At 69.5% G+C, this 25,030-nt stretch carries 24 protein-coding genes and 1 riboswitch; of the genes, 10 read left to right on the forward strand and 14 right to left on the reverse strand.

The window, feature by feature from the left end; all coding sequences use genetic code 11:
• Positions 1 to 54 precede the first annotated feature (54 nt).
• From AC0QSG_RS10895 to AC0QSG_RS10905, 3 genes are all read left to right on the forward strand, one after another.
• On the forward strand, positions 55 to 1,449 hold the full coding sequence (locus tag AC0QSG_RS10895; protein WP_475375387.1) for an IS1380 family transposase: 1,395 nt from the start codon (positions 55 to 57) through the stop codon (positions 1,447 to 1,449).
• 348 nt (positions 1,450 to 1,797) lie between these two features.
• Positions 1,798 to 1,913, forward strand: a riboswitch (SAM riboswitch).
• Between the two features lie 36 nt (positions 1,914 to 1,949).
• Positions 1,950 to 2,213 carry an OsmC family protein gene (locus AC0QSG_RS10900; protein ID WP_475375388.1) on the forward strand — a complete coding sequence of 88 codons (264 nt, stop codon included), beginning with the start codon at positions 1,950 to 1,952 and terminating at the stop codon, positions 2,211 to 2,213.
• Between the two features lie 18 nt (positions 2,214 to 2,231).
• Positions 2,232 to 2,495, forward strand: a complete 264-nt coding sequence (locus AC0QSG_RS10905; protein ID WP_475375389.1) for an OsmC family protein — start codon at positions 2,232 to 2,234, stop codon at positions 2,493 to 2,495.
• 12 nt (positions 2,496 to 2,507) lie between these two features.
• On the opposite strand, the gene AC0QSG_RS10910 is transcribed toward AC0QSG_RS10905, so the two are convergent.
• From AC0QSG_RS10910 to AC0QSG_RS10920, 3 genes are all read right to left on the reverse strand, one after another.
• On the reverse strand, positions 2,508 to 3,467 hold the full coding sequence (locus AC0QSG_RS10910; RefSeq protein WP_475375390.1) for an aldo/keto reductase: 960 nt from the start codon (positions 3,465 to 3,467) through the stop codon (positions 2,508 to 2,510).
• A 635-nt stretch (positions 3,468 to 4,102) separates the two neighbouring features.
• The gene (locus AC0QSG_RS10915; protein ID WP_475375391.1) at positions 4,103 to 4,801 is read right to left on the reverse strand and encodes a maleylpyruvate isomerase family mycothiol-dependent enzyme; all 699 of its coding nucleotides are present in this window, start codon (positions 4,799 to 4,801) and stop codon (positions 4,103 to 4,105) included.
• A gap of 90 nt (positions 4,802 to 4,891) precedes the next feature.
• Positions 4,892 to 5,428 (reverse strand): flavin reductase family protein, encoded by a 537-nt coding sequence (locus tag AC0QSG_RS10920; RefSeq protein ID WP_475375392.1) that lies wholly within the window; start codon positions 5,426 to 5,428, stop codon positions 4,892 to 4,894.
• Between the two features lie 533 nt (positions 5,429 to 5,961).
• Between AC0QSG_RS10920 and AC0QSG_RS10925 the strand changes: the two genes are divergently transcribed.
• Both AC0QSG_RS10925 and AC0QSG_RS10930 read left to right on the forward strand, forming a co-directional pair.
• The gene (locus AC0QSG_RS10925; RefSeq protein ID WP_475375393.1) at positions 5,962 to 7,212 is read left to right on the forward strand and encodes an MFS transporter; all 1,251 of its coding nucleotides are present in this window, start codon (positions 5,962 to 5,964) and stop codon (positions 7,210 to 7,212) included.
• A 116-nt stretch (positions 7,213 to 7,328) separates the two neighbouring features.
• A complete protein-coding gene (locus tag AC0QSG_RS10930) occupies positions 7,329 to 7,475 on the forward strand; it encodes a hypothetical protein (protein ID WP_475375394.1) in 147 nt (48 codons plus the stop codon).
• 15 nt (positions 7,476 to 7,490) lie between these two features.
• On the opposite strand, the gene AC0QSG_RS10935 is transcribed toward AC0QSG_RS10930, so the two are convergent.
• The 5 genes from AC0QSG_RS10935 to AC0QSG_RS10955 form a co-directional block, all read right to left on the reverse strand.
• Positions 7,491 to 8,726 carry a glycerophosphodiester phosphodiesterase family protein gene (locus AC0QSG_RS10935; protein ID WP_475375395.1) on the reverse strand — a complete coding sequence of 412 codons (1,236 nt, stop codon included), beginning with the start codon at positions 8,724 to 8,726 and terminating at the stop codon, positions 7,491 to 7,493.
• A 243-nt stretch (positions 8,727 to 8,969) separates the two neighbouring features.
• Positions 8,970 to 9,980, reverse strand: a complete 1,011-nt coding sequence (locus AC0QSG_RS10940; RefSeq protein ID WP_475375396.1) for a glycine betaine ABC transporter substrate-binding protein — start codon at positions 9,978 to 9,980, stop codon at positions 8,970 to 8,972.
• A 4-nt stretch (positions 9,981 to 9,984) separates the two neighbouring features.
• A complete protein-coding gene (locus AC0QSG_RS10945) occupies positions 9,985 to 10,755 on the reverse strand; it encodes an ABC transporter permease (protein WP_475375397.1) in 771 nt (256 codons plus the stop codon).
• Positions 10,752 to 12,074, reverse strand: a complete 1,323-nt coding sequence (locus tag AC0QSG_RS10950; RefSeq protein ID WP_475375398.1) for an ABC transporter ATP-binding protein — start codon at positions 12,072 to 12,074, stop codon at positions 10,752 to 10,754. The genes AC0QSG_RS10945 and AC0QSG_RS10950 overlap by 4 nt, the downstream gene beginning before the upstream one ends.
• On the reverse strand, positions 12,067 to 12,708 hold the full coding sequence (locus AC0QSG_RS10955) for an ABC transporter permease (protein WP_475375399.1): 642 nt from the start codon (positions 12,706 to 12,708) through the stop codon (positions 12,067 to 12,069). Before AC0QSG_RS10955 ends, AC0QSG_RS10950 begins: the two co-directional genes overlap by 8 nt.
• Positions 12,709 to 13,098: 390 nt before the next feature.
• Between AC0QSG_RS10955 and AC0QSG_RS10960 the strand changes: the two genes are divergently transcribed.
• Genes AC0QSG_RS10960 through AC0QSG_RS10975 form a run of 4 tightly spaced genes read left to right on the forward strand, consistent with a single transcriptional unit; the run spans position 13,099 to position 18,045 of the window.
• Positions 13,099 to 14,703, forward strand: coding sequence for an ABC transporter substrate-binding protein (locus tag AC0QSG_RS10960; protein WP_475375400.1), 1,605 nt, complete (start codon positions 13,099 to 13,101; stop codon positions 14,701 to 14,703).
• A gap of 2 nt (positions 14,704 to 14,705) precedes the next feature.
• Positions 14,706 to 15,722: an ABC transporter permease gene (locus AC0QSG_RS10965; RefSeq protein ID WP_475375401.1), complete on the forward strand. Its 1,017-nt coding sequence runs from the start codon at positions 14,706 to 14,708 to the stop codon at positions 15,720 to 15,722.
• Positions 15,719 to 16,579 (forward strand): ABC transporter permease, encoded by an 861-nt coding sequence (locus tag AC0QSG_RS10970; RefSeq protein WP_475375402.1) that lies wholly within the window; start codon positions 15,719 to 15,721, stop codon positions 16,577 to 16,579. The genes AC0QSG_RS10965 and AC0QSG_RS10970 overlap by 4 nt, the downstream gene beginning before the upstream one ends.
• A complete protein-coding gene (locus AC0QSG_RS10975) occupies positions 16,576 to 18,045 on the forward strand; it encodes an ABC transporter ATP-binding protein (protein WP_475375403.1) in 1,470 nt (489 codons plus the stop codon). The genes AC0QSG_RS10970 and AC0QSG_RS10975 overlap by 4 nt, the downstream gene beginning before the upstream one ends.
• Before the next feature lie 266 nt (positions 18,046 to 18,311).
• Here AC0QSG_RS10975 and madM read toward each other — a convergent pair whose 3' ends face one another.
• From madM to AC0QSG_RS10995, 4 genes are read right to left on the reverse strand one after another with little or no spacing between them, the layout of a single operon-like run.
• Positions 18,312 to 19,079 (reverse strand): malonate transporter subunit MadM, encoded by a 768-nt coding sequence (gene madM, locus AC0QSG_RS10980; protein WP_475375404.1) that lies wholly within the window; start codon positions 19,077 to 19,079, stop codon positions 18,312 to 18,314.
• The gene (madL, locus tag AC0QSG_RS10985; RefSeq protein ID WP_475375405.1) at positions 19,076 to 19,483 is read right to left on the reverse strand and encodes a malonate transporter subunit MadL; all 408 of its coding nucleotides are present in this window, start codon (positions 19,481 to 19,483) and stop codon (positions 19,076 to 19,078) included. The genes madM and madL overlap by 4 nt, the downstream gene beginning before the upstream one ends.
• A 9-nt stretch (positions 19,484 to 19,492) precedes the next feature.
• On the reverse strand, positions 19,493 to 21,022 hold the full coding sequence (locus AC0QSG_RS10990; protein WP_475375406.1) for an AMP-binding protein: 1,530 nt from the start codon (positions 21,020 to 21,022) through the stop codon (positions 19,493 to 19,495).
• Positions 21,019 to 22,251 carry a malonyl-CoA decarboxylase domain-containing protein gene (locus AC0QSG_RS10995; protein WP_475375407.1) on the reverse strand — a complete coding sequence of 411 codons (1,233 nt, stop codon included), beginning with the start codon at positions 22,249 to 22,251 and terminating at the stop codon, positions 21,019 to 21,021. The genes AC0QSG_RS10990 and AC0QSG_RS10995 overlap by 4 nt, the downstream gene beginning before the upstream one ends.
• 135 nt (positions 22,252 to 22,386) lie before the next feature.
• On the opposite strand from AC0QSG_RS10995, the gene AC0QSG_RS11000 reads away from it, so the two are divergent.
• A complete protein-coding gene (locus AC0QSG_RS11000; RefSeq protein ID WP_435728931.1) occupies positions 22,387 to 23,040 on the forward strand; it encodes a GntR family transcriptional regulator in 654 nt (217 codons plus the stop codon).
• 128 nt (positions 23,041 to 23,168) lie between these two features.
• Here AC0QSG_RS11000 and AC0QSG_RS11005 read toward each other — a convergent pair whose 3' ends face one another.
• Positions 23,169 to 23,984, reverse strand: coding sequence for an ABC transporter permease subunit (locus AC0QSG_RS11005; RefSeq protein WP_475375408.1), 816 nt, complete (start codon positions 23,982 to 23,984; stop codon positions 23,169 to 23,171).
• On the reverse strand, positions 23,981 to 24,928 hold the full coding sequence (locus tag AC0QSG_RS11010) for an ABC transporter ATP-binding protein (RefSeq protein ID WP_475375409.1): 948 nt from the start codon (positions 24,926 to 24,928) through the stop codon (positions 23,981 to 23,983). Before AC0QSG_RS11010 ends, AC0QSG_RS11005 begins: the two co-directional genes overlap by 4 nt.
• Between the last annotated feature and the right edge of the window lie 102 nt (positions 24,929 to 25,030).

A 25,030-nucleotide genomic window follows, 5' to 3' on the forward strand; every position in this document is an offset into this window, starting at 1 on the left:
GAAAATTGGACTTGCGATAGAACAACAATCCTGAAATAGAAGGGCATCTCGCAGATGCAAGTTTCTCACAGTGCCGCCGCCGTGTCAGTTTCCTTCGACGAGCCCAACCTCATCGCTGCCGCGGGGCTGGTTCCCATCATGGAATTGGCCCGGGGCACTGGGCTGCACGATTTGGCGGACCGGCGGCTCACGGTGCCCACCGACAAGGGAGCGAACGCGGGGTTGAAGGTCGCTTCGCTGGTGGCCGGGATGGTTGCCGGCGCCGATTCGATCGACGACATGTCCCTGTTGCGCCACGGCGGGATGAACCGTGTTTTCAACGCCGCCTATGCGCCCTCGACCCTGGGATCGTTCCTGCGATCCTTCACCTTTGGACACGTCCGCCAGATCGACGCTGTCGCTTCCCTCTTCCTGGCCAACCTCGCCGACCGGGCCCCGTTGCTGGGACACCCCGGAGCATCCGACTTCGTGTTCGTCGATGTCGACGACACGATCGTGGAGGTCCACGGCTACCAGAAGCAGGGCTCCGGATACGGATATTCCGGGATCCGCGGACTGAACTCCCTGCTGGCGACCGCGTCCACGAAGGACACCGCCCCGGTGATCCTGGCCCAACGGTTGCGCAAGGGCGCGGCGAACTCCGCCCGCGGCGCCAAGCGCCTGATCGCCGACGCGTTGGCGACCGTCAAACGCGTCCAGGCCGGCCCGCCGGTGCTCTGCCGCTTCGATTCGGCCTACTACGGCCACGCACCGTTATCCGCCGCACTGGCTGGCGGAGCAGATGTCTCGGTCACCGTGCGCATGGACCCAGCGGTGAAACGGGCCATCGCCGGCATCGAGGACTCCGCGTGGAAGAGCATCGAATACACCGACGCCGTCTTCGACGAGGCCGCCGGCACGTGGATCTCCCGCGCCGAAGTCGCCGAAACACCCTTCACGGCGTTCTCCTCCCGCAGCAAAAGCGACCACGTCAACGGCCGGCTCGTCGTCCGCCGCATCCCGGAACTGAACCGGCAAGCCGGACCGGGACAGGGGACGTTGTTCGAGGCGCACCGGTTCCACGCGTTCTTCACCACCGTCGCCGACGACGTCCTGGACACGGTCGCCGCCGACAAGGTCCACCGCAAACACGCCATCATCGAACAGGTCAACGCCGACCTGAAAAACAGCGCCCTGGCCCACCTTCCCTCCGGGCACTTCGGCGCCAACGGCGCGTGGCTGGGCATCGCGGCCATGGCCTACAACCTCACCCGCACCGCAGGGATGCTCGCGGTCGGGAAATTCGGCAAGGCCAGGACCGCCACCATCCGCACCAAACTGGTCAACGTCCCGGCGCGAATCGCCGCCAGCGCCCGGAAAATCCGATTACGCCTGCCCGAAGCATGGCCCTGGCAACAAGCATGGGAGAAGCTCTTCGCCGCCGTCCACGCACCACCACAACCAGCCTAGGAAAACCATCCACCAGCCGCCCCGCGGCGCCACCCGGAAACCAACGTGGAACACCAACGGCAGCGAGGCCGGACCATCCACAACGCCCAACGTCAGGTTGCTCAAGGACTCAAGCAATCAGCCGAGTAATCACTGCGGCTCGGTGGATCAAAGCTAAGAGCCGCCGAACGTGTTCAGCATGGGTTCTGGGCAATTGCCGGATCCGGCTGACGGCTCCCATTCTGCTCCGGCACGGCCGTTTAGGCGAAGGCCGCCGCCGAAACCGCCCGCGTCGACATGTTTCGGCGAGTTGCGGTTCGTGACGAAACCCTTGAACCAACCCGCCATCCCCCGTCAGACTCGTCGGAGAATCAAGAGTTCCAACCACGGGCCCTGGCCGGTTGGACGGCAACCCTCCCGCTGTAGCGGGGTGCCCCAGGTGAGGATTCGACGCCGGCCCGGCTTGGGCGGCGTAAGTATGGCGACGTGCCTGGCATGCGCCACGACACCAAGGATCGGTCATGACCCAGACTTCCCTGCAGGATCTGAACGAGGTTCGCGCCGCGCGGCTCGACGACGCCGGAGCCTTCTGGTCCGGCAAAATCGCCGCCGACGCAGCGAACGCCCGCCTGACGTATGGCGCACGGGGGGCCGGCGAGGGTTCGGTGGCCACCCGCATCACGACCGGAGGACACGAATTCACCGTCGACGAGCCGGCCGGGCTGGCCGGCGACAACGCGGCGGCGAGCCCGGTGGAATACGCGCTCGGCGCCTTGGCCTCCTGACAGGTGGTGGTCTACAGGTTGTACGCCCATCAGCTCGGCATCCGGGTAGACGACATCACGATCGACGCCGAGGGGGACCTCGACGTGCGCGGTCTGTTCGGCGCCGACGCAACGGTCCGGCCGGGCTTTTCCGCGGTTCGCCTGCGTGTGGTCATCACCGGACCGGAATCGCAGGAGAGCTACGACGAACTGCGGCGGACCGTCGACGAACGCTGCCCGGTGCTGGACCTGTTCGCCAACCCGACGCCGGTGGAGATCGAGGTGGCCGCGAACCCGGCCTGATAGGGCAGGGGACTACGGCAGCGGGCGTCCGCGCGCGGCCGTCCAGAGGGCGTACCAGTCGTCGGAGGCCATGGCCTCGGCGACGCGTTCGGCGTCGGCGCAGGCCGCGATGCGGCCGGGGTTCGACGTCCCGACGACGGGCCGGATATTCGCGGGGTGGCGCATCAGCCAGCCCAGTACGACGGACTCCGGCGCGCAATCCAAGCGTCGCGCCAGGGCGGCGACCATGCGGGAAGCCTCCGCGTCCGCCGGTTCCGTCCCCGCGCCGTCGGCCGGCCGGCCGCTGTAGCGCCCCTGGGCCAGCGGGCCCCAGGCCTGGAGTTCGACGCCGTTGGCGGTGCAGTATTCGAGCGCGCCCCGCGGGAAGGATACGTCGGCGCCCTCCGCGTGGTTGACGAGGACGCCGGCCTCCAGCCAGCCGAGCCGGTGGAGGCTCATCTCCAACTGGTTGACGGCCAGCGGCTCGTCGAGGGCGGACTGCAGCGCAGCCATCTGCTCGGCGGACATGTTGGAGACGCCCAGCCGGCGCACCTTGCCGGCGGCCTTGAGATCGGCGTAGGCGCCAGCGATCTCGGCCGGGGTGGCCAGCGGGTCCGGCCGGTGGATGAGTAGCGTGTCCACGTGGTCCGCGCCCAGGCGCCGCAGGCTGTCCTCGACCCGGGCGGCGATGGTCGCGGCGGAGGCGTCGTAGCGTCCCGGGGTCTCGGTCGTCCCGAGGATGATGCCGCACTTGGTCTGCAGGTGGAGCCGGTCGCGGAGCTCGGGGCGTTCGGCGAGGACGCGGCCGAACACCTCCTCCGACTTCCCGTTGCGGTAGATGTCCGCGTGGTCGAACACGGTGATCCCGGCCTCCAGCGCGGCGTCGACGGCGCGGTGCGCCTCGGAAACGTCGGCGGCCTCGAGCGGGCCGGCGCCCCAACCACCGCCCAGGCCCATGCATCCAAAGATCAGGCGGGATCCGGCGTCGTGCATGCTGGTGCTCCTTCGGTAGGTGGACTCACAGCGTACGACGCCGGTGCGCGCCGGCGTCGTACGCGCTCGGGTCGGCACGTATCGGCAATCCCTCGCCGCCGTCGAATCCCACAGTGTGGAGGCGCGTTCCGAGCGCAAGCAGCACAGCGATCCGCACCCGGCCAGAGATCAATTTTCATCAGGACCCCAACAGACCTTGACAAGATTCGTCACTCAAGGTCTAGTCTCTTAGGTAGATCCAAACGGCCTCCCCCAAGGGCCAACAGGATCACGCGGCCCCGCCGTCCCCCAAGTGGCGGGCCCGCCAGCATCGGACCAGGCCAATGCCGATGCAGAACCAGTGCCCCCACCCCTAGGCAGGGCGGGGGCACTCTGTTGTTTGGACCGGCCCACGCTGTTTGGACCGGCCGACCCCCTTCAACGACGCCGACACGCCAGGCAATGCCGCGTTTTACAAAATGATTACTCCCGGGTAGTGTTCCAACAGATCCAATGCTTCCCCCAAGCCGCTTGGATCTTTCGTTCCCGCCTTCCCCCAAGTGGCGGGAACGCGTGCCAAACCCAAGAGGCGGCACATGAAAACGCCCCCGCCGATGAGACCGGCGGGGGCGTTTTCGCGCTTGAGGGGTACGGCGTCACCAGGGGGGCAGCGTCGGCAGGGGGCCGTCGGCTTCCAAATATCCGGCATGGCCACGGGACAGCCATTCGAGCAGGCCCTCCCGGTCCGATTCCACGCGCAGGGCGCCGTCGCCGATCACCCACTCGTCGCGCTCCTCCGTCACCAGGGTCATTCCGGGGGCGTCCTTGGCCCGCATGGTGCGCACCGCCGCCTCGAGGGCGTCGAGCACCGAGTCGGGATCGGCCTCCTCTATGGTCCAGGCGGTGTCCAAGTCGTTGTGGTGGACGACGACCTCGGCGATGCGCAGTGCCACGATGGAGAGCACGGGGATCCGCTTGCCGTGCAGGTGCACCTCCTCGACCGCAAGGTCGCCCGTCAGCCGCCGGGCCTGCTCGGAGAAGTACGCCGCGGACTCCCGGAAAGCATCGAGCAGTTCCTTCCGCGGGCGGGCGGCGATCTCCGCGATCTCCGCGTCGCGGACCTCCCGGGACGCGTAGGGCTGCTGCTCCTCGCCCGTGACGGCCCAATCAATGAGCTTGACCAGGGCGCGACCGTTGGAGGCCAAGTGCGCAATGACGTCGGCGCGGCTCCAGCTCCCGCACAGCGACGGCCGGGGAAGTTCGTCGTCCGCCAGCGACTCGATCGTGGCCAGGAACATGTCCGTTTCGCGGCCGAGTCTGGAGATGTCCGAGTGGAGGGAAGCTGAGTTGATCATGAGGCCACCTTATCCAGTGGCCACGGCGCGAATCGCCCTTACCGGCGATCCATATCCAAACGGTCCTGACCGATCCACCGGGGAGGCGATTTACGCCCGCCGGCCGCGCAGTGCGGCGTGCTGCTCCAGCCCGTAGTAGGTCCGGCGACGGTAGACCAGCGGGACGGCCGGCGAACCGCCGTCGGACACCTGCAGGACGCGCGCCGCCGCGAGGACGCCCGGACCCACCGGCGTGCGGCTCATGATCGCGCACCGCAACACCGTTCCCACCCCGCGGATGATGGGCTCGCCGGTGGGCGCCGTGTACCAGTCCATGTCCGTTCCGAAGCGCCGCGAGCCGGGGCGGGAAAACAGTTCCGCGAGGCGCCGGTTGGCGACGGTCAGCAAGTGGACCGCGATCCCCTCGCTGGCCAGCACGGCCGCGCCGGAGACGCTGTTCGCCGCGACGGAGAACGCCAGCGCCTCGGGATCGGCGGATACGGAGATCACGGAAGAGACGGTCATGCCGAACGGCCCGCCGGGGCCCGCGGCCGTGACGATGGCGACGCCCGCGGGGTAGCCCCCGAACGCCTCGCGAAAGGCCTCGGAAAGGTCCGGCGGCGTGCGTGCGGCGCTTTCGCCTGCCATCCTGCCTCCCTCCGGCGGCGCTTACGGCCTGCTGCCGTCAACCCTAGGGCGGCAACCGGCGCCACGCCAGAGCGGCGTTGGACGCGCGTGGCCTGACCGCCCATGACCGCTCCGCTGACGGTCGCAACGGCCAGGGTCTTCGTCCAGAAGTTGTTCCGCATCTGCGAACCTCCGTCGCTTCTGTTGGGTGATCGGGCAAGGGCAGTTCGGAAGGCCCCGGCATCGGATTGGACGTCTGGGAAAGGTTTTTTCGGATGAACCAGAACCGGCCGCACCATGCGGCATGCGTACGCTTGTCCACATGCCAGGACATCCCGCCGGGACCCGTGCGACCATCGACATCGGGACCGCCGCCGCGCGCACACGCCGCCACTATCCCGGAGCCGCCACGCGCTCGAACGGCATTTCGACCCGGCCACCGCGGTGATGGTCGACGCGCTCATCGAGGGGCTGTCCATCCACCGCACCCTGTCCCTGGACCCCCTGCCCGTCGCGGAGATCCGCCATGCCGTCGAGAGAGTGACCACCACCCCGTGAACCCCGAAACCCTGACCCCGAACCGCGGAGCCCCGGCCGAGGCCCGCGCCCACGGCCGAGCCCGCCTGGCGGTGTCGCTGCTCTTCCTGACCAACGGCGCCCTGTTCGCGAACCTCGTGCCCCGCTACCCCGAGATCCTGAACACACTGGGCCTGAGCAACGCGGCGTTCGGCGCGGCCGTGGCCGCGTTCCCGCTCGGCGCCCTGCTCGCCGGCCTCGCTTCGGGCGCGCTCATCCGGCGCTTCCGCTCCTCACGGGTCGCCGGCGTCGGCACCCTCCTCACCGGCACCGGCATCCTGCTCGCGGGGATTGCCCCGTCCTGGGCGCTGTTGGCCGGCGCCCTGTTCCTCGCCGGAGCGATGGACGCCATCACCGACGTCGCACAGAACTCGCACGGGCTGCGCGTGCAGCGGCTCTACCGACGCTCGATCCTCAACTCGTTCCACGCCGTCTGGAGCATCGGCGCGGTCCTCGGCGGGCTCATGGGCGCCGCGGCGGTGGGTCTCGACGTGCCGCGCGGGGCGCATCTGGCCACCTCGCTGGCGCTCTTCGCCGCCGTCGTGCTCGCCTTCCACCGCTTCCTCCTGCCCGGCGCGGAACCGGCCGAGACCCCCGAACCCGCGCACGACGCCGTCGCCCCCGCGCGCGCCCCGGCCGGAGGGCGCGGACTCTTCGCCAAGTACGCGGTACTGGCCGCGCTGGTGCTCATCGCCTCCTCGGGCGCGCTGGTCGAAGACGCCGGCAGTTCGTGGTCGGCCATCTACCTCAGCGCGGGTCTCGGCGCCGCGGCGCCCATCGCGGCCCTCGGATTCGTCGCCCTGACCGGCGCGCAGTTCATCGGCCGCCTCATGGGGGACCGTCTCGTGGACCGGTTCGGGCAGCGCGCGGTGGCCCAGGCCGGCGGGGCGATCACCGCCGTCGGAATGGGGACCGCGCTGCTCTTCCCCAGCGTCCCCGGGACCATCGCCGGCTTCGCCGCGGCCGGCCTCGGCGTCGCCACCCTGGTGCCCGCCGCGATGCACGCGGCAGACGAGCTCCCCGGCCTGAGGCCCGGCACCGGCCTCACCGTGGTGAGCTGGCTGATGCGGGTGGGCTTCCTGTTGTCCCCGCCGATTGTCGGGGCCGTGGCCGATGCCACCAGCCTGGCGACCGGCCTGCTCGTGGTGCCGCTGGCCGGAATCCTGGTCCTCGCGTTCTCTCCGGTGCTGGCGGGCAGGACGACGCCGGAACCGGCGGCTCAGGCGTAGGGACCGGCCAGGGGTCCAGTAGCTGGGCATCTTGCTCATCGTCGGGGCGAACGTGGCGGCGTCGCGGTTCCTCCGTCTACATCGCCCTCCGCTACGGCCAACTCAGCAGCGGCATCATGTGCTCCAAGCGGACGCCGCTGAAGTCGGCCGACGTCGCGCTGATCCACCGGGATGAGACGCTGCGGGTCCCGGGCGTCAATGCCGCGGAACTGGCCGGCAACATCTGGTCGATCCTCGACGCCCGGGCCCGCCTGGTCAGCTGACCGGCCTCGGCCGCCCTAGTTCGCGAACACGTCCAAAAGCTGGCCGTTCGCGCTCCACAGGGCCACGGAGTCGCCGGTGTTGTTCAGCACGGACGCGGTTCCACCGTTGTAGTACGCCTCGGCCGAGTTGGTGCCGGGGCCGGTGTAGACGCGCAGTTCCGCGCCCGGCGCGAGCAGGTAGCCCCCGCCGACGCGCAGGATGTTGTTGGCGGCGTCGCGCAGCAGGAGTCCGCTGGCGTCCACGGTGTGGCCGGTGGTGTTGCGCAGCACCACGTGCTCGCCCGATTCGGGCTGGACGTCGTCGCCTGCCGGGTTGTTCACGGAGTCTACGATCTCGAGTCCGCGTGCGGCCGGGAACGGCTTGAGGCCCGCGACGTGGCGCATGGTCTGGATGGGGAAGTCCCCGGTGACGGCCTCGACCCCGAGGCCGATCACCGTGTCCACGGCCTCCGGCGAGTTCACCGTGTAGACGCCCATGACGAGTCCGGCGTCCTTCACGTCGGCCACGTTCTGCTCCGTCAGGGTGCGGTAGTTGGTGCCGACGGAGTCGACGAACGTCGCCCAGGACTCGATGGTCGCCGGGCCGGGAACGGTGCTGGAGAGCTGCTGCAGCGGAACCTCCGGCGCGAGCTGTGCGAACGTGCGGTTGGAACCCTCGTCGAAGCCGATGACCTGGATCTTGTCCGCCTCCAGCAGGCTCGACCACGCCGGGTCGTTCGCCAGGCGGTCCGCGACCTGCGCCTCGATGCCCGGCGAGTTCCGGGGCGACTTGATCTCGATGTAGACGCCGGTCTCCGGCGTGGCGACGCGCGCGGCGTCGTCGAGGTGGGGGATGCCCTCGCCGGCGAACTTCCCGCCGAAATAGGATCCGGCATCGAGCTGCTGGAGCTCGGCCCACGTGAACGAGGTGATGGGGTCGGCAGCGCGATCGGGGAACACGTCCTCGACGTTGGTGGTGCGCGCGGGAGTGTCGTCGTGGAAGAGGAATGGCACGCCGTCGGCACTGAGCTGGACGTCGATCTCGAAGAAGTCGGCCCCGGAGGCGCGGCCGTGCTTGAACGCCGCGACGGTGTTCTCCGGGGCGGTGCCCGCCGCCCCGCGGTGCCCGATGACCAGCGGCGCGTCGGCGGATTCGGCGCGCTCGGGGGCGGTGTCGGCGGGCTGTGCCGTGGCGGCGGGCGCCAGGATCGAGAGGCCGATAGCGGCCGCGGCGGCTGATCCGGCGAGCAGGGTGGACAGGCGTTGTGACATGGTGTGGTCCTCTTCCGTGGTTGGCTCGATCGGTTCCCCTGTATACGAGGGTGTCCGAACGCCACGAAGGGCTGCACAACGGGCGGTGAATGGCGGGTGAAGGATGGTTTCGACGAATCTCGACGAAGGTAGGCGCCCCGCCCCCGCGTTTCGACGAAGGTAGATGTCCATTTCGGGCCTATTTAGAGCATCTACCTTCGTCGAAACGCGGGAAGGGGGAGGGCGGGAAGGAGGGAGCGAAGGCTATGCGGGTTCGGTGATGAGGCCCTCGGAGACCATCCATTCGAAGGCGACGTCCGCCGGCTCGGCGCCGTTGACGTCGACCTCGAGGTTCATCCTGCGCATCTCCTCGTCGTTGAGCAGCGGCGAGATCTGCCCGAAGACCTCCTCCAACTGGGGGTATTCCCTCAGCGTCTCGGTGAAGAACACGGCGGCGACGTTGTAGGCCGGAAAGAACGTCTTGTCGTCCTCGAGGACCACCAGGTCCAGCGAGTCGATGCGGCCGTCGGTGGTGAACACCTCGCCGAAGTTGCAGTCGCCGTTGTCGGTCGCGGAGTAGACGGCGCCGGTGTCGTAGATGCCAATGTTGCCGTCCGGCACGCCATCCGCGGCGCCCCGCTCCATCCCATACGTTTCCAACATCGGGTTCATGCCGTCGGGGCGGGAATTGAACTCGGCCTCCACGCAGAACGTGCGGTCCTCCACCGGGAGGTCGGCGATCTCCGACAACTTGGAGATGCCGCCGAATTCCTCGACGGCCTCGCTGCGCACGGCGAATGCGTAGGTGTTGTTCAACGGGGCGGCCGGTGCCCACGTGAGGCCGTTCTCCAGATCCATGTCGTGCACGGCCTGCCACTGCTCCTGCTGGTCCGGGATGCCCGCGTCCTGGCCCAGGTAGGTCAGCCACGCCGTTCCCGTGTACTCCCACAGCATGTCCGCCTGGCCCGAGGCGATGAGCTCGCGGGCCGGTTGGCTTCCCGGGACGTTGGTCAGGTCGTTGACCTCGAACCCGGCGGCGTCCGCCGCGAGTACCGCGATCTTGCCCAGGATCAGCTGTTCGGTGAAGTTCTTGCTGGTGATCGTGATCTTCGCGTCCTCGGGCAGACCCGGGACGGGCCGGATGCTGCCCGGTTCCGCCTCAGGCACGTAGGAGGCAGCCGGCTGCAGTCCGCATCCGGCGAGGGCGAGCACGGCTGCGGCCAGCGCGGCCGTGGCCGCCAGGCGGCCCCGCACATGGGGGTTCTTGGTGGTCATCGGGTCACAGTCCCTTCGGGCGCGCCACGTGCTCGAAGAGCCGGCCCGCCCAATCGATCAGCAGGGCCAGCAAGGCCACCAGGATGGAGCCGGCCACGAGCACCACGGTGAGGTTCAGGTTCACCCCGGTGGTGATCAGGATGCCCAAGCCACCTCCGTTGATGAAGGTGGCCAGGGTCGCGGTGCCGACCAGCAACACCAGGGCCGTCCGGATACCGGCCAGCATGACGGGCACCGCAAGCGGCAGTTCCACCTTGAACAGGACCGCGGCGGCGCTCATGCCCATCCCGCGGCCGGCCTCCACCAGCCGCTCGTCGACCTGGCGCAGCCCGACCATCGTGTTGCGCAGCACCGGCAGGATCGCGTAGGCGACCAGGGAAGCGGTCGCGGCCCAGAACCCGAAACCGAGCCAGAAGGCGAGCAACACCACCAGGCCGATGGCCGGGGCCGCCTGTCCGATGTTGGCCACGGCCATCACCGGTCCGCTGTAGCGCCGCAGCGGTCCGCGGGTCAGCAGGATGCCCAGGGGGATCGCGACGACCAGCACGATGATGGCGGCGGTCATGGTCAGTTGCAAGTGCTCCACCGTGTAGCCCCAGAGGGCGTCCGGGGCCAGCGTGGCGCGTTCGGTCTCGGACAGGTCTGCGGTCCTCAGCCAGATGAGGAGCGCCGCGAATCCGGCGGTGATGAACGCCAGTTGGAGCCACAGCGCCCGCCACGAACCGCCGGCGGACCGCGCCTCTACTTCCTCCGCTTCGGGGGCGTTGACGCTCATGGCCGCAACCCCTCTCCCCCTTCGGCCTCCGTGACGGAACCGTCGCCGGCATCCCCCGCATCTCCGGCGTTGCCCGCCGCCGCAAGCGCGGACTCGGCCGCCGTCGTCGGAATGGCTCCGCTGTTCAGGCCGACCGGCGAGTCCGCGTCGCCCTGCGCGGCCTCCTGGGCCGAGCGGATCGCGTCCATGACGGTGTCCACCGTCACCAACCCGAGGAACGCGTCGCGGCGTCCGGTGACGAGGGCGGCGCTGGTGCTGCCCACGAGCATGACGTCCAGCGCGTCGTTGAGCGTGGAACGGTCGGAGACCAGCGCCAGGGAGGCGTCGACCGAATCGGTGACGACCTCCATCCGGCTGAGCTGGCGGCGCGAGAGCCACTGGATGGGGCGGTCACGCTTGTCCAGGACCACTGCGTTCTTCGCGCCGGCGCCCTGCAGCCGGGACAGGACGTCGCTGGCCAGGTCGCCGGGCACGGCCGTGACGGCCTCGGCGAGTTCGACGTCGTGGACGCGGTTGAGGGTGAGCTGCTTCAGCCCGGCGCCCGACCCGATGAAGTTCTCGACGAACTCGTTGGCGGGGTTAGCGAGGATGCGGTCCGGGGAATCGTATTGGACCAGTTGCGCGCCCTCGTTGAAGATGGCGATCCAGTCGCCGAGCTTGACCGCCTCGTCGAAGTCGTGGGTCACGCAGACGATGGTCTTCTGCAGTTCGGACTGGATGTTGATGAGCTCGTCCTGCAGCCGCTGGCGGGTGATCGGGTCCACGGCGCCGAAGGGCTCGTCCATGAGCAGGACGGGCGGATCGGCCGCGAGGGCGCGCGCGACGCCGACGCGCTGCTGCTGCCCGCCGGAGAGCTCCTTCGGGTAGCGGTCGCGGTACGTCGCCGGATCCAGCGATACCAGTTCCAGCAGCTCGTCGACGCGGGCGGCCGTGCGGGCCTTGTCCCAGCCGAGCATCTTGGGCACCAGCGCGATGTTGTGGGCAACGGTCATGTGCGGGAAGAGGCCGCCGGCCTGGATGACGTAGCCGATCTGGCGGCGCAGCTTGTCGCCGTCCATTCCGGTGACGTCCTCGCCGTTGATGACGATGCTCCCGCTGGTGGGTTCGATCAGCCGGTTGATCATCTTCAGCGTGGTGGTCTTGCCGCAGCCGGAGGGTCCGACGAGCATGACGATCGATCCCGCCGGGATCTCCAGGGTCAGGCCGCCGACGGCGGGCTTGGACTGCCCGGGGTAGAGCTTGGTGACCTCGCGGAGCAGGATCGAGGCGCCTGTGACGCCGTCGGGGGATTCTTGCGGGACGGTTGCGGTCTCAGACACGGATACCTCGCGGGGTTGTGATTCGACCGATGCCGACAAGCACCAGGTCTAGGACGAGTGCCAACAGGACGACGCCGACGACGCCGACGAGAACGGATTCGAAGGCGTTGGCGCCACCGAGCCGGGAGAGCCCGGAGAAGATGAATCCGCCGAGGCCCGGGCCGAGCGCGTAGGCGGCGACGGCGGCCACCCCCATGACCATCTGGGCCGAGACGCGCACTCCGGCGAGGATCACGGGCCAGGCCATCGGGATTTCCACGGTGGCCAGGGTGCGCAGGCGGCTCATGCCGATGCCGCGCGCCGATTCCACGGTGGCGGACGGGATGCCGCCGAGCCCGACCACCGCGTTGCGCAGGATCGGCAGGGCGGCGAAGAACGCCACGACGATGACGGCCGGCGGGACTCCGAAGCCGAACGGGGCGATCAACAGTCCGATCATCGCGAAGGACGGGATGGTCAGGCCGACGGCGGAGATGCTGTTGGCGACCGAGCTCGCCGTCTTACTGCGGTACACCAGCGCCGCGATGAGCACAGCCACGACGGTCGCCAGAATGAGGCACTGGGCCACGAGGCTGAAATGCTGCCACGCGGCGAAAAGTATCTGGCGGTATCTCTCGCCGACGAATTCGGACATGTTTTGACCTTCTTCACCCTGGTTGCGTAGTTGCCGACCGGATCCCAAAGCACCACGTCAGGCGTAACACGGTAGCCACAGTTTCCACCTCCGCCGAGTTTCGTTGGCAATGCACGATGGGATCGTAACCAATTCGTGACCGCCCCCTCCCCCACGTTTCGACGAAGGCAGATGTCGAAATTCAGCAGAATGCGGGCATCAACCTTCGTCGAAAACGGAGGGGAGCGCATCGTCCCTCGTCGAAACGCCGACAGCCCGGAGCGGGCAAGAACGCCGGGAATGGGGGGTCGACAAGACCCTCGACGCAAATTGCTAATGATTCTTATTAGACTTAGACTGGAGCCGCCACCCCGGCCCATCCCACCACTGACCCGCACCCCTAGGACACCCATGCCCAGAAACAATGCCCTGATCCCCACCGCCTTCGCCCTGGCCACCGCGACCCTGCTCGCCGCGTGCGGAAGTGGCGCGGCCACCCCCGGAGCCGGCGCCCCGGCGTCGTCGGGGGCCGGTGCGGCAACGGCAGGAGCGGGCGACGGCACCCTCGACGTGATCGGCCCCTACGAGGTCCACAGCATCGAGCCGGAAACCGCCGAGGGCATCTTCACCCGCCTGCAGGTCGCCGAGACCCTCGTCGAGGCCGGCCCCACCGGCGAGCTCCTGCCCGGGCTGGCCACCGAATGGAACGCCTCCGGCAACGGACTCGAGTGGACGTTCACCCTCCGCGACGGCGCGGCGTTCCACGACGGCACCCCCGTGGACGCGGTCGCCGTCGTCGCCGCCCTGGACACCGCCCGGGCCTCCGAGGCGAACACCATCACGTCCGCACCGATCGAGGACATCCGCGCCGAGGGCGCCGCCGTCGTCGTCGAACTCTCCGAGCCGTTCGCGCCGTTGCCGGCCGTCCTCGCCGCCACCAGCACGCAGATCCTCGCCCCCTCCGCCTACGCGGAGGACGGGACCGTCAGCGAGGTGGTGGGCTCCGGGCCGTACAAGGTCGTGGATGTCGCGCCACCGGCGCGGATCGAGCTCGAGGCGCATGCGGAGTACGACGGCGCCGCGCCCACCGTGCCCGAGGTGGTCTACCAGAGCGTCGGCCGCGCCGAGAACCGCGCGCTGATGGCGCAGAGCGGGCAGGCGGACATCGCGTTCGGCATGGATCCGACCAGCCTGCAGCGGATCAAGGACGCGGATGGAGTGAGCGTCGAATCGGTGCTCCTGCCCCGGACCATCCTGCTGAAGCTGAACGCGGGGCACCCCGCGCTGAAGGACCAGCGCGTCCGGCGGGCGCTCTCCATGGCGCTGGACCGTCCCGCGATGGCCACCGCCGTCCTGCGCGATCCGGAGGTCGCGGCCACGCAGATGTTCCCCCCGGCCCTCGAGGCCTGGCACGACGCCGATCTGGCACCCCTGGAGCACGACGCCGGGGCCGCGGCCACACTGCTGGACGAAGCCGGCTGGCGCGCCGGGGCCGACGGCGTGCGCACCAAGGACGGCGAGCCGCTGAGCCTCACGCTGTTGACGTTCCCGGACCGGCCCGAGCTGCCCACCCTGGCCACCGCGATCCAAGCGGCCCTCGCCGAGGTCGGCGTCAAGGTGGACGTCCGGGTCGACAACTCCAGTGAAATCGCCGCGGGACACCACGACGGCTCCCTGGACATGGCCCTCTTCGCGCGCAACTTCGCCCTGGTCCCGGACCCCACCGTCACGCTCCTGAAGGACTACCCGGAGGCCGGCGGCGACTGGGGATCCATGGGGTGGAACGACCCCGCGCTCAACACCGCGCTGGACCGCCTCGCCACCGACGCGGACCAGGCGGGAACAGCCGCGAACGACGCACGGCTCGAGGTCGCCGGCATTCTGCAGGAGCAGCAGCCCGTGGTGCCCGTGGCCTGGTATCGGCAGAGCGCCGTCGTCGCGGACTCCGTGCAGGGCTTCGAGCTCGATCCGCTGGAGCGCGGCTGGGGTCTCGCCGGCGTCTCCCTCGGGAAGTGACCGTGAGCGCCCCGACCCTCCATCCCCGCCTCTCCGCGCCCGGCCCGTCCGCGCCCGGCCTCTCCGCGCCCTTGCGGGCAGCCGGGCGCATCCTGGCCCGCCGCGCCGCCCAGGCGCTCGGCGTCTGCATCGCGGTCACGGTGACCTGCTTCGTGATCGTCCAGTCCCTGCCGGGCGACATCGCCTTCCGCATCGCGGCCGGACGCTACGGCTACGACAAGGTCGACGCCGCTGCCGCCGCGGGGATCCGCGCGGAACTCGGCCTGGACCGGCCCGTGTGGGAACAGCTCGGCGCGTGGGTGCTCGACGCGCTGCGGTTCGACTTCGGCACCTCGCTGGTCACCGGCGTCCCGGTCGCCGAGGAACTCGGCCGCCACCTGGGCGCCACGGTCGAGCTCGCGGCGTGGGCGCTGCTCGCCTCGGTCGCAGCCGGCCTGGCCATCGGCACCGCCGCGGCGCACCGCCCCGGCGGAGTGCCGGCCCGGCTCACGGACCTGTGGGTCGCCGTCGTGCGCGCCCTTCCTCCGTTCGTGCTGGGGCTGGTCCTGATCATCGTTTTTTCCGTCCAGCTCGGCTGGGTACCCGCGGCCGGACACGGGCAACAAGGCAGCGCTGTGCTTCCGGCGCTCACGCTGGCCGTCGGGTTGTCCGGGCTGTTCGCCCGGGTGACCCGGGACGCCGTCGGGCAGGTCCTGGCCTCCGACCAGGCGCACTTCGCCGCCACCAAGGGACTCGGCGCGCGGCTGGTGTTCCTCCGCCACGTCCTGCGCAACGCCGGGACCACCCTCGTGGCCTACCTCGGCGTGCAGGTGCTGGTCCTGGTGGAGGGCGTGGTGGTCGTCGAGAGCCTGTTCGCCTGGCCGGGCCTCGGCCACGCGTTGGTCCACTCCGTGTTCTGGCGCGACGTCCCCTCCATGCAGGCCACGGTCCTCGCGCTGGCGCTGATCGTCGTGGTGGTCTCCACCGTCGTCGACCTGGCCGTCCTCGCCCTCGACCCACGAACCCGGGAGTCCCGATGACCTTGGACACGACCACCCCCACCGTTCCCGCCGTCCCCGCACCCGGCGCGTCCGCCGAAGTCCCCGCGCGCCGGGCGCCCCGCGCCGCGAGGTTCGCCGCCGGAACGCTGCTGGCCGCGCTGGTGCTTTTCGCCGTCGTCGGGCCGTTGGTGTGGCGGCAGTACGCCGGCCAGGACCTGGCGCAGTTCCTGCAGCCGCCCACGCCGGCCGAGCCGCTCGGCCACGACCACCTCGGCCGCAGCGTCGCCGCGCGGCTGGCCCACGCCACCCGGCTTTCGCTGCTGCTGGCGGTGCTGTGCGTGGCGACCGCCGCAGTCGCCGGGACCACGCTGGGTGTCCTCGCCGCGTGGCGCCGCGGCTGGCTGGACCGCGTCCTGTTGGGATTGTCGGAGGTGTTCCTGGCCCTGCCCGCGCTGCTGATCGTGCTGATCTTCGCGGCGTTGGCTTCGGGCGAACTGTGGACCATCTACATCGGCATCGCGCTGGCGCAGTGGGTCGAGTACTTCCGCGTGGTGCGGGCGCGCGCGGTGAGCGTGCTGACCGGCCCGGCCGTCGAGGCCGCGGGGCTGCTACGGCTCGGCGTCGTACACGTTCTGCGCCGGCACCTCTGGCCGGAACTCGCGCCCGTGCTGCTGAGCATGGCCACGATGGGCACCGCGACCGCCGTCCTGGCGATGTCCACGCTGAGCTACGTCGGCGTGGGCCTGAAGCCGCCGACCGCCGAACTCGGCCTCATGATCACCGAGGCCCTTCCCTTTTACCACGAGGCCCCCTGGATGGTGCTGGCACCCACCGCGGTGCTGTTCGCGCTGCTGGTCGGGCTCCTCGGCCTGCGTTCCCAGGAGGTCCGCCGATGACAACCGAACTCTTCGATGTCCGTGTCCTGCACGGCAACCGCGTCCTCGTGGACGTCCCGCGCCTGACGCTGGTCCCCGGCGAACCGGTGACGATCGTCGGCGAAAGCGGGTCCGGCAAATCGCTGCTGGCGCACGCGCTGATGGGCAGCCTGCCGCCCGGACTGCGGGTGGAGGGCACGATCCGGCACGACGGCGCCGAGTCGCCGTTGGCGGACACGCGGGCCAGGCGGCGGTTGTGGGGGCGGCGGCTGGCGCTGCTTCCGCAGGAGCCCGTCCTCGCCTTGGACCCGACCATGCGGGTCGGCGTCCAGGTGGCCGAGGGGGCGCCGGGTTTCCATAGCGGCCGGCGCGGGCGCCTGCGCGCGCTGGAAACCGCCGGCGAACGGCTCGCCGGGCTGGGGCTGGCCGGGAGCGGGCGCTCGTACCCGCACACGTTGTCCGGCGGCATGGCCCAGCGCGTCGCCTTCGCGGCGGCGACCATGGGCGGGGCGGACACGCTGATCGCCGACGAGCCGTCCAAGGGTCTCGACGCCGTCGCGCGCGACGCGTTGGCCGGGATGCTGGCCAAGCACGCGGACGACGGCGGCGCGTTGCTGACCATCACGCACGACCTCGCCCTGGCGCGGGCGCTCGGAGGGACGGTGCTGGTCATGCGGCAGGCCGCCGTCGTCGAGCAGGGTCCGGCCGAGCGCGTCTTGGGCGCGCCGGACCACGCCTGGACGCGGCGCCTGCTCGCCGCCGAGCCGCGGCGGTGGGACGTGCCGTGGCGCGGCGGGGGTGGCGCTGGGGGCGCGGTTGGCGGCGGCGGTGCCGGCGCGGCGCTGATTACGGCGTCGGGCCTCGCGAAGTCGTACTCCGGAAAGCCGCTGTTCTCCGGGCTGGACGTGGACATCGCGGCCGGCGAACGGCTCGCGCTCACCGGGCCCAGCGGCTGCGGGAAGACGACGCTCGGCGGGATCCTGTTGCGGCTCGTGGATACCGATGCCGGCACCGTGCGCCACGACCCCGCGCTGTCCGGCGGCCGGGTCCAGAAGCTGTACCAGGACCCCGCGGTCTCGTTCGCCCCCGGCGTGCCGATCCGGGCGGGGCTGCGCGACGTCGTGCGACGGCACGGGGCGGACCCGTCCCGCGTCGGAATCCTGATGGAACGACTGGGGCTCTCGCCCGAGCTGCTGGACCGACGTCCCGGCGAGGTCTCCGGCGGGGAGCTGCAGCGGATCGCCATCATCCGCGCCATGTTGGTGGGCCCGCGCGTGCTTTTCGCGGACGAACCCACTTCGCGGCTGGACCTGCTCACGCAGGAGGAAACCGTGCGCTGCCTGATGGACCAGGTCGCGGAGCACGATGCCGCGCTGGTCCTCGTCACCCACGACGAGGACCTCGCGGATGCGGTCGCGGCCCGGCGGCTGCGCCTCGGCGAGGCGCCCAGCGCCGCGGACCGCGAGCCCGTGCCGGCGGCGGTCTGATCCGCCGGCGCCGGGGAGGGTCCGGCCGGGGGATTTTCGCCTGAGCTGGATGTTTCCCCCTCCCGTTTTGCCTGAGGTAGATGCTCTGATTCGGCCGAATCAGAGCATCTACCTTCGTCGAAACGGGGGGTGGGGGCATCTGGCTTCGTCGAAATGGGAAGCCGGCGGGCCACTGGTGGGCCGTTAGGCCCTACGGACTTCGACCTTCACCCCCACGACGGCGGCGCGCACCGCCGTCGTATCCTCGCCTCTTCCGTTCGCGGTCCTCAACCGCCGGTGATCGCCACCAGCGCGAAGTAGAAGACCGACGGCACCAACAGGACGCCCATGCCCGTGTAGAACGTCGCCGTCATCGCGCCGTAGGGGACGAGCCGCTTGTCGGTGGCGGCCAATCCGCCGGCCACGCCCGAAGTGGTCCCCATCAGGCCCCCGAACGCCATCGCGGACTTGTAGTTGTTCAGCCGGATCAACGGCGCAATGAAGGGCGTGCCGACCATGACGATGACCGACTTGACCAGCCCGGCCGCCACGCTCAGCGCGATCACCTCGCTGCTGGCGCCGAGCGCGGTGCCGGTGACGGGGCCGACGATGTACGTGGCCGCGCCGCCTCCGATGGTCGCCATGCTGACGGGATCGGTGTACCCGAAGGCGACCGCCACGACCGCGCCGACGGTGGCGGAGACGAATACGCCCAGCAGGACCGCCAGGATGCCCGTGACCCCGGCCTTCTTGATTTCGTTCAGGTCCACGCCGTAGGCAGTGGAGACGATGGCGAAGTCGCGCAGCATGGCGCCGCCCATCACGCCCAGGCCGGCGAAGACGGCGATGTCCGCCAGACCCTTTTCTCCCCCGGTGTGAAGCCCGCCGAAGTACGCGAGGGCGAGCCCGACCATGATGGCGATGGCGGAGCCCTGCAGCCTGCCGCGGGTCAGCTTGGTGGACAGGAAGTTGGATGCAAGCACCAACGCCCCGACGATGACGAACGCCACAATGAGACCGTTGGCCTCCAGCACGCCTGAAATGAGATCGGTCATGCCACTTCCTCCTTAGTCTTTTCTTCCTCCAGCGAAGGCAGTGGTTCGGCTTGTCCGCCGATTCTGGCTAGGACCGGCACCAGCGCCAATCCTGCGGCCAGGGCCCCGATCCCCGCCAGCAGTGCCATGGGTCCGCCGCTCACGGCGGCGACCACGTTCTGCGTGGCGGCCATGGCCACCACGATCGGGATGTACATGGCGCTCCAGAAGAACACCCCGTGTTCGGTGGCGGAGGGCAGAAGGCCCGCCCTCCGCATCCGGTGGGTGACCAGGACCAGCAGAATCATCGCGAAGCCGACGCCGCCGACGTTCGACTCCACTCCGATCAACAGGCCGAGGAGCTCGCCTAAGAGCATCCCGGCCACATAACAAGCGCCCAGTACCGCTACTCCTGTGATAATCATGTTGTCCTCTCAGCCCCTGGTTCCCACGGGCGTCTGTTGGTTTTGAAAGAGCATTGCGTGCGTTCTCCGGAGCTCGGCCTTTTGGACCTTGCCCATGACGTTCCGGGGCAGCTCGGCGCTGAAGACGACCGCCCGCGGTTGCTTGAACCGTGCGAGGTGCGGGCGGACCATGTCGAGGATCTCCTCGGACGTCGCGGTGTGGTGTTCTTGGAGTACGACGACGGCGAGGGGCACCTCCCCGAGGTCCGCGTGTGGAGCCCCGACCACCGCCGACTCGCGCACCGCCGGATGTTCGTCGATGAGGTCCTCGATCTCCTTGGGGTAGATGTTGTAGCCCCCGGAAATAATGAGGTCCTTGTCCCGTCCGACGATCGCGAGGTAGCCGTCGTCGTCGATCATCCCGAGGTCGCCGGTGATGAAGTAGCCGTCATCGGTGAAGTCCTCGGCGGTCTTCTCCGGTTTGTTCCAGTACTCGCGGAACACGTTCGGTCCCGAGACCTCGATCTGCCCCACCGTTCCGCCCGGCAACACCGTGTTGGTCTCCCGGTCGACGATCCGCACGTCGATGTCCGGCAACGGCGGACCGACGGTCCCGGCCTTGCGCTCGCCGCGGTAGGGATTAGAGCACATCATGCCGGTCTCGGTCATGCCGTAGCGCTCCAGGATGGCGTGGCCGGTCCTGGCCTTCCACTCGTGGTGCGTTTCGGCGGTCAGGGGCGCCGACCCGCTGACGAACAGGCGCATGCCCGCCGTGGTCTCCGCGGTGACCTCCGCATGCTTGAGCAGCCGGGTGTAGAAGGTCGGCACGCCCATCAGCACGGTGGACGTGGGCATGAGGTCCACGATCGCCTGGGGGTCCAGCTTGGGCAGGAAGTGCATGGTGGCCCCGCTGGTCACCGACATGTTGATGGCCACGAACAGTCCGTGGATGTGGAAAATCGGCAGCGCGTGGATGAGCACGTCGTCTTCGGTGTACCGCCAGGCCTCCGTCAGCGTGGAGCAGTTGCTGGCGAGGTTGCGGTGGGTCAGCACGGCGCCCTTGGAACGGCCGGTGGTTCCCGAAGTATAGAGGATGGCAGCCGGGGCATCCAGGTCCACGGCCGGCGGCACGAACGGCTCGGGGGCTTGCTCGAAGAGGATTCCGCTCTCCCGCGGACCCATCGACACGAACGCAACGTGGTCCGGACTGCTCTGCGCGAGCCCGGTTTCCTCCCCGGGGTTGCAAACGAACACCTTGGGCCGGGCGTCGTCGATGAAGTACTGGAGTTCACTGCCCGTGTATGCCGTGTTCAGAGGCAGGTAGATCGCGCCGACCCTGAGGGTCGCTAGGTAGAGGGCGATCACCTCCGGCAGCTTCTCGACCTTGGCGGCGACCCGGTCCCCCGGTTTCACGCCCAGGGCGGTCAGGATGCCGGCCAGCCGTTCCGTCAGGGCGTGCGCCTGCGCGTAGCTCAGGTTCCGTCCGTCCGGCTCGATGGTGAGGGGTTTCTCCCCTCGTCGCCCCGCCGCGTCGTCGAACATTTGAACAATGGTCTTCATGGTGCCTCCTCGGCCGTAGTGGATGAGTGTGTGGCCGCCGCGTAGGATCCGGCCGCGGCGAGCTGGTGCAACTCGTTGCCCTGGTAGATGTAGTTGGCCATGAGCCCCACGGACTGCTCCATGACGTGCTTCTCGGTGTTCGCCGGCCAATTAATACGGTGCAGGGTGGCCCCGTTGCGCAGGTGGAATCTGGCTACGCGGTCCAACGGCCTGCCCCGGCTGTCCGTGCTTTCCAAGAGGTAGCTGTGCGCGGCGGCGGTGATCGCCGCGCGGACTGAAGAGACGGCGTCGTCCGGGGCCCCGGGCTGCAGCGCCTTCTCGGCTGCGCGAATCAGCCCATCCGAATCCGAACCGTCTGCCGACCGCTCCTCAAGCCAGGCGCGGAAGCCCGGGACCGGGGAGAGCGTCACGAACGTGGTGATCCGTGGATTTTCGCGGCGCACGTGGGCGATCACCTGTTTGATGAGGTGATTGCCGAACGGGATTCCGCGGAGGCCGGGGAAGGTGTTGTTGATGGAGTAGAGCGTCGCCACGGTTCCGGTGGCCGTGTGGTTCACGCGGTCCAGGTCGTCCATGAACTCCGTCGAGTGTGGGATCTCCTCGGTCACGGCCACCTCGACGAAAATGAGCGGCCGGTCCCCCATCGAGGGGTGCAGGAACGCGAAGCACTTCCGGTCCGCCGGCTTCAGTCGCGACCGCAACTCGGACCAGCTTTCCAGCGGGTGTACGGACTCATAGTCGAGAATGTGCTCGACGAGTGCGCTGGAGGAGTCCCACGAAAGTTCCTGCAACTTCAGAAAGCCCGCGTTGAACCAAGAGCGGAACAGGTGCAGGAAATCCTGATCGACCGGCTTGAACTCGGGATGCCGGTCCAAGACCTCCAGGAACCGGGACCGCATGGAGACCAACCGAAACGTTCCGTCGGGCGCCAGGTTGAGCCCGCGGAGTAGGGCTTGGCGCGGTGACTCGCTCACCGCGTGCAGCCGTTGGGCTGCTTCTTGGGACGGCTCGGTCTGCCAATGCGCGATGGCGTCGCCAACGGCTTCCGGGTCCGGCGTCAGATCGCGATGAAGGAACCGGAAGAAGGCGGCCCGGCCGTGTGCGTCGAGTTCCTCGAACTCGTCCAAGATGGCGGCCGCCATCGCGGGCTTGAAGTGGCCGTCACCGACGTCCAGCAGTGCTGCGCAGTTCGCTGTCAAGCGTGCTGACAGCGGGACGGGAGTGTCCATGGGGTGCTCCTGACGGGAATGGATATATACATGGAATGCTGTGTTGTATATAACAGCGACAGTACAGCATGTATGTGATCCACGCCATAGTCGTGCGCTTGCGCTAAATTTGAGGCATACGAAGAGGAGGCGCCCATGTCAGAAGCCGTACGCGTTCGGCGCGGCCTGGAAGAGGCGATCGTGGAGGGCCGCTTCCGCCCTGGCGACAAGCTTGACCCGGAGGGCATTGCCGCGGAATACGGGTGTTCGCGGACGCCGGTCCGCGATGCGCTCCAGCACCTGAGTACATCCGGCCTGGTGGAGATCCGGCCCAAGCGCGGGACGTTCGTTTCGCGCTTGAGCATGCGCGAGCTCGCAGAGCGCTTCGAGGTCATGGCGGACCTGGAGGGCCTCTGCGCCGAGCTGGCGGCCCGGCGCATGCCGCCGGACGTGGCCGACGAAATGACGGGATGGCTCGTCGCCTGCGAGCAGTTCGTCGACTCCGGGGATCCGGACGGATACTACGACGCCAACAGCCGCTTTCACCGGACGATCTACGCCGGCTCGGGCAACGATTTCCTCAGGCGGGAGACGGAGAAGCTGCAGGGCGGCTTGGAGGTCTATCGCCGCCTGCAACTCCGCGTGGGCGACCGCATGTCGCGGAGCCTGCGCGAGCACCGCGCCATCGCCCAGGCCATCAGGGACGGCTCCGCCCAGGAAGCCCGTGCGCTGGCGAGGACGCATGTGGTCATCCAGGGCGACGAGTACACGGAGATGGTCCTGAACCTCGACGGCCTACTGCAGGAATAGCAGAAACCCTCCCCCACCCGGCCGCGTTTCGACGAAGGTAGATGTCCGTTTTCGGCGGAATTCCAGCATCTACCTCCGTCGAAACGGGGGCGGGGAGCATCTACCTCCGTCGAAACGGGAGGGGGCGCCTACGCTCCCCCGACGTCGCGGCGGCGCAGCGCGACGACGGCGAGCGCCACGAACAGCGCGTTCAATCCGGCGAGCCCCCAGAAAACGGTCCAGTCGATGCCCTCGACCAAAAGCAAGCCGTCGAGCGCCCAGTTGTAGGGGGACAGCGCATGCATCCATTCGAGGTCCGCGCTTTGGTTTCCCACGGCGTTCAGCACGTACCCGCCCACGGCCACGACGGCGCCGGCCACCGTCCCGTGCGTCCGGTGGCCGCCGACCGCCCCGCCGAGCATCGCAGCCGTCCCGCCGAGCAGCACCAGAAGCAGGAACTGCGCCACGCCCTGCAGTAGCGGCCCGGCCTCCAGGCCCAGCTCGGACGGCCCGTTCAGCGCCCACACCCCGGCGTAGACCACGAGCATCAGCAATGCCACGGTGGCCAGGAGCGCCAGCGCCCGCCCCACCACCACTTGGGTGCGCGTCACCCCGTGCGCGAGCGTGAGCTCCAGCAGTCCCGCGTCCTCGTCCCCGCCGATCGCGGCCGACCCCGTCGAAATCGCGACGGCCGACGTCAGCATGAACCCCAGCAGCCCGAAGAACGTGGCCTGCGCGTAGCCCGGCCCGGTGCCGATCTGGTCGTAGTTCAGCGCCCGGATGAGCTCCGGCGGCAGGGACGCCAGCAGCCCCTCCATCTCCGGGCCGGCCATCGACGGGTACAGCGGAAGGTAGAGGGCCAGCACGGCGAGGAGCACCGCGGCCCACACCAGGGTGGAGCGCCACGTGTCCGCGAGAGCCTTGGCGAACAGCGTCGGCACCGGCCGGTGGGCCGGGGCCGTCATCGCCGTTCCCCCTCGGCGCGGAGCCGCCCGTTGCCGGGGCCGGAGCCGTAAAGCTCCAGCACGGCCTCCTCCAGGTCCGGTTCCTCCAGGACCAGATCGCGCACGTCGAGTCCCGACAGCGCGTGGAGCAGCGCACCGACGTCGCCCGCGTAGGCCGCGTCGAGAACGCTCGCCCCTTCCTCGAGCCGTACGACGCCGGAGCGCTCCAGTCCCGGGAGCCGGTCCAGGTGCGCGGCGAGCGCGTCCGGACCGGCAGCGGCGACGACGCGCAGCCGACGCCGGGCCCCCGCGCGCAGTTCCGCGACGGTCGCGGTGCGCACGATCAGCCCGTCCCGCAGGATCGCCACCGTGTCCGCGGCCTGCTGGATCTCGCCGATCATGTGCGAGGACAGGAACACGGTTTGGCCGCGGCCCTTGGCCTCCTCCACCATCGCGAGGAACTCGCGCTGCATGAGCGGGTCCAGTCCCGACGTCGGCTCGTCCAGGATGAGCAGTTCGGGATCGTGCATGAACGCCTGAACCAGGCCGAGCTTCTGCTTGTTGCCCTTGGAGAGCTTGCGGGACTGTCGGTCCAGCTCCAGGCCCAGCCGGGCGGCGAGTCCGTCGACGCGCCCGGGCCGGACGGGCCCGCTGATGGCGGCGAAGTGGGACATCATCCGGCGGCCGGTGATCCGGCGCTCGAGGGCCAGTTCGCCGGGAAGGTACCCGATCCGGCGTCGGACCTCGGGGCCCGCCCGGCGCGGATCCGTGCCAAGCACCCGGACCGTTCCCGCCGTGGGCCGAATGATGTCCAGCAGGCAGCGCATGGCGGTGGTTTTGCCGGCCCCATTGGGTCCGATCACCCCAAACACGCTGCCGCGCTCGATCTCGAAGTCGATCCCGCGCAGCGCCTCGCGGTTGCCGAAGCGCTTGGCCAGTCCCTCCACCGCGATGGCGTTCCCCATGCCGTCCCCCTCACGGGCGCCCGGCGCGGCGGCCCCTGTCGCCATTGTGCGCCGAGCGCGCCTACCGCGCCAGAGGCGGGACGATCAGGAATGACGCCGGAG

It is taken from the genome of Arthrobacter sp. LT660 (genome assembly GCF_056172845.1).

Bases quoted from the DNA above. Each gene is read 5' to 3' on its own strand.
- AC0QSG_RS10995 (WP_475375407.1), bottom strand. From the start codon at position 22,251: ATGGACACTCCCGTCCCGCTGTCAGCACGCTTGACAGCGAACTGCGCA.
- AC0QSG_RS10920 (WP_475375392.1), bottom strand. From the start codon at position 5,428: ATGGCAGGCGAAAGCGCCGCACGCACGCCGCCGGACCTTTCCGAGGCC.
- AC0QSG_RS10990 (WP_475375406.1), bottom strand. From the start codon at position 21,022: ATGAAGACCATTGTTCAAATGTTCGACGACGCGGCGGGGCGACGAGGG.
- AC0QSG_RS10940 (WP_475375396.1), bottom strand. From the start codon at position 9,980: ATGACCACCAAGAACCCCCATGTGCGGGGCCGCCTGGCGGCCACGGCC.
- AC0QSG_RS10935 (WP_475375395.1), bottom strand. From the start codon at position 8,726: ATGTCACAACGCCTGTCCACCCTGCTCGCCGGATCAGCCGCCGCGGCC.
- madL (WP_475375405.1), bottom strand. From the start codon at position 19,483: ATGATTATCACAGGAGTAGCGGTACTGGGCGCTTGTTATGTGGCCGGG.
- AC0QSG_RS10910 (WP_475375390.1), bottom strand. From the start codon at position 3,467: ATGCACGACGCCGGATCCCGCCTGATCTTTGGATGCATGGGCCTGGGC.
- AC0QSG_RS10900 (WP_475375388.1), top strand. From the start codon at position 1,950: ATGACCCAGACTTCCCTGCAGGATCTGAACGAGGTTCGCGCCGCGCGG.
- AC0QSG_RS10975 (WP_475375403.1), top strand. From the start codon at position 16,576: ATGACAACCGAACTCTTCGATGTCCGTGTCCTGCACGGCAACCGCGTC.
- AC0QSG_RS11005 (WP_475375408.1), bottom strand. From the start codon at position 23,984: ATGACGGCCCCGGCCCACCGGCCGGTGCCGACGCTGTTCGCCAAGGCT.
- AC0QSG_RS10895 (WP_475375387.1), top strand. From the start codon at position 55: ATGCAAGTTTCTCACAGTGCCGCCGCCGTGTCAGTTTCCTTCGACGAG.
- AC0QSG_RS11010 (WP_475375409.1), bottom strand. From the start codon at position 24,928: ATGGGGAACGCCATCGCGGTGGAGGGACTGGCCAAGCGCTTCGGCAAC.
- AC0QSG_RS10930 (WP_475375394.1), top strand. From the start codon at position 7,329: ATGTGCTCCAAGCGGACGCCGCTGAAGTCGGCCGACGTCGCGCTGATC.
- AC0QSG_RS10955 (WP_475375399.1), bottom strand. From the start codon at position 12,708: ATGTCCGAATTCGTCGGCGAGAGATACCGCCAGATACTTTTCGCCGCG.
- AC0QSG_RS10945 (WP_475375397.1), bottom strand. From the start codon at position 10,755: ATGAGCGTCAACGCCCCCGAAGCGGAGGAAGTAGAGGCGCGGTCCGCC.
- AC0QSG_RS10970 (WP_475375402.1), top strand. From the start codon at position 15,719: ATGACCTTGGACACGACCACCCCCACCGTTCCCGCCGTCCCCGCACCC.
- madM (WP_475375404.1), bottom strand. From the start codon at position 19,079: ATGACCGATCTCATTTCAGGCGTGCTGGAGGCCAACGGTCTCATTGTG.
- AC0QSG_RS11000 (WP_435728931.1), top strand. From the start codon at position 22,387: ATGTCAGAAGCCGTACGCGTTCGGCGCGGCCTGGAAGAGGCGATCGTG.
- AC0QSG_RS10960 (WP_475375400.1), top strand. From the start codon at position 13,099: ATGCCCAGAAACAATGCCCTGATCCCCACCGCCTTCGCCCTGGCCACC.
- AC0QSG_RS10915 (WP_475375391.1), bottom strand. From the start codon at position 4,801: ATGATCAACTCAGCTTCCCTCCACTCGGACATCTCCAGACTCGGCCGC.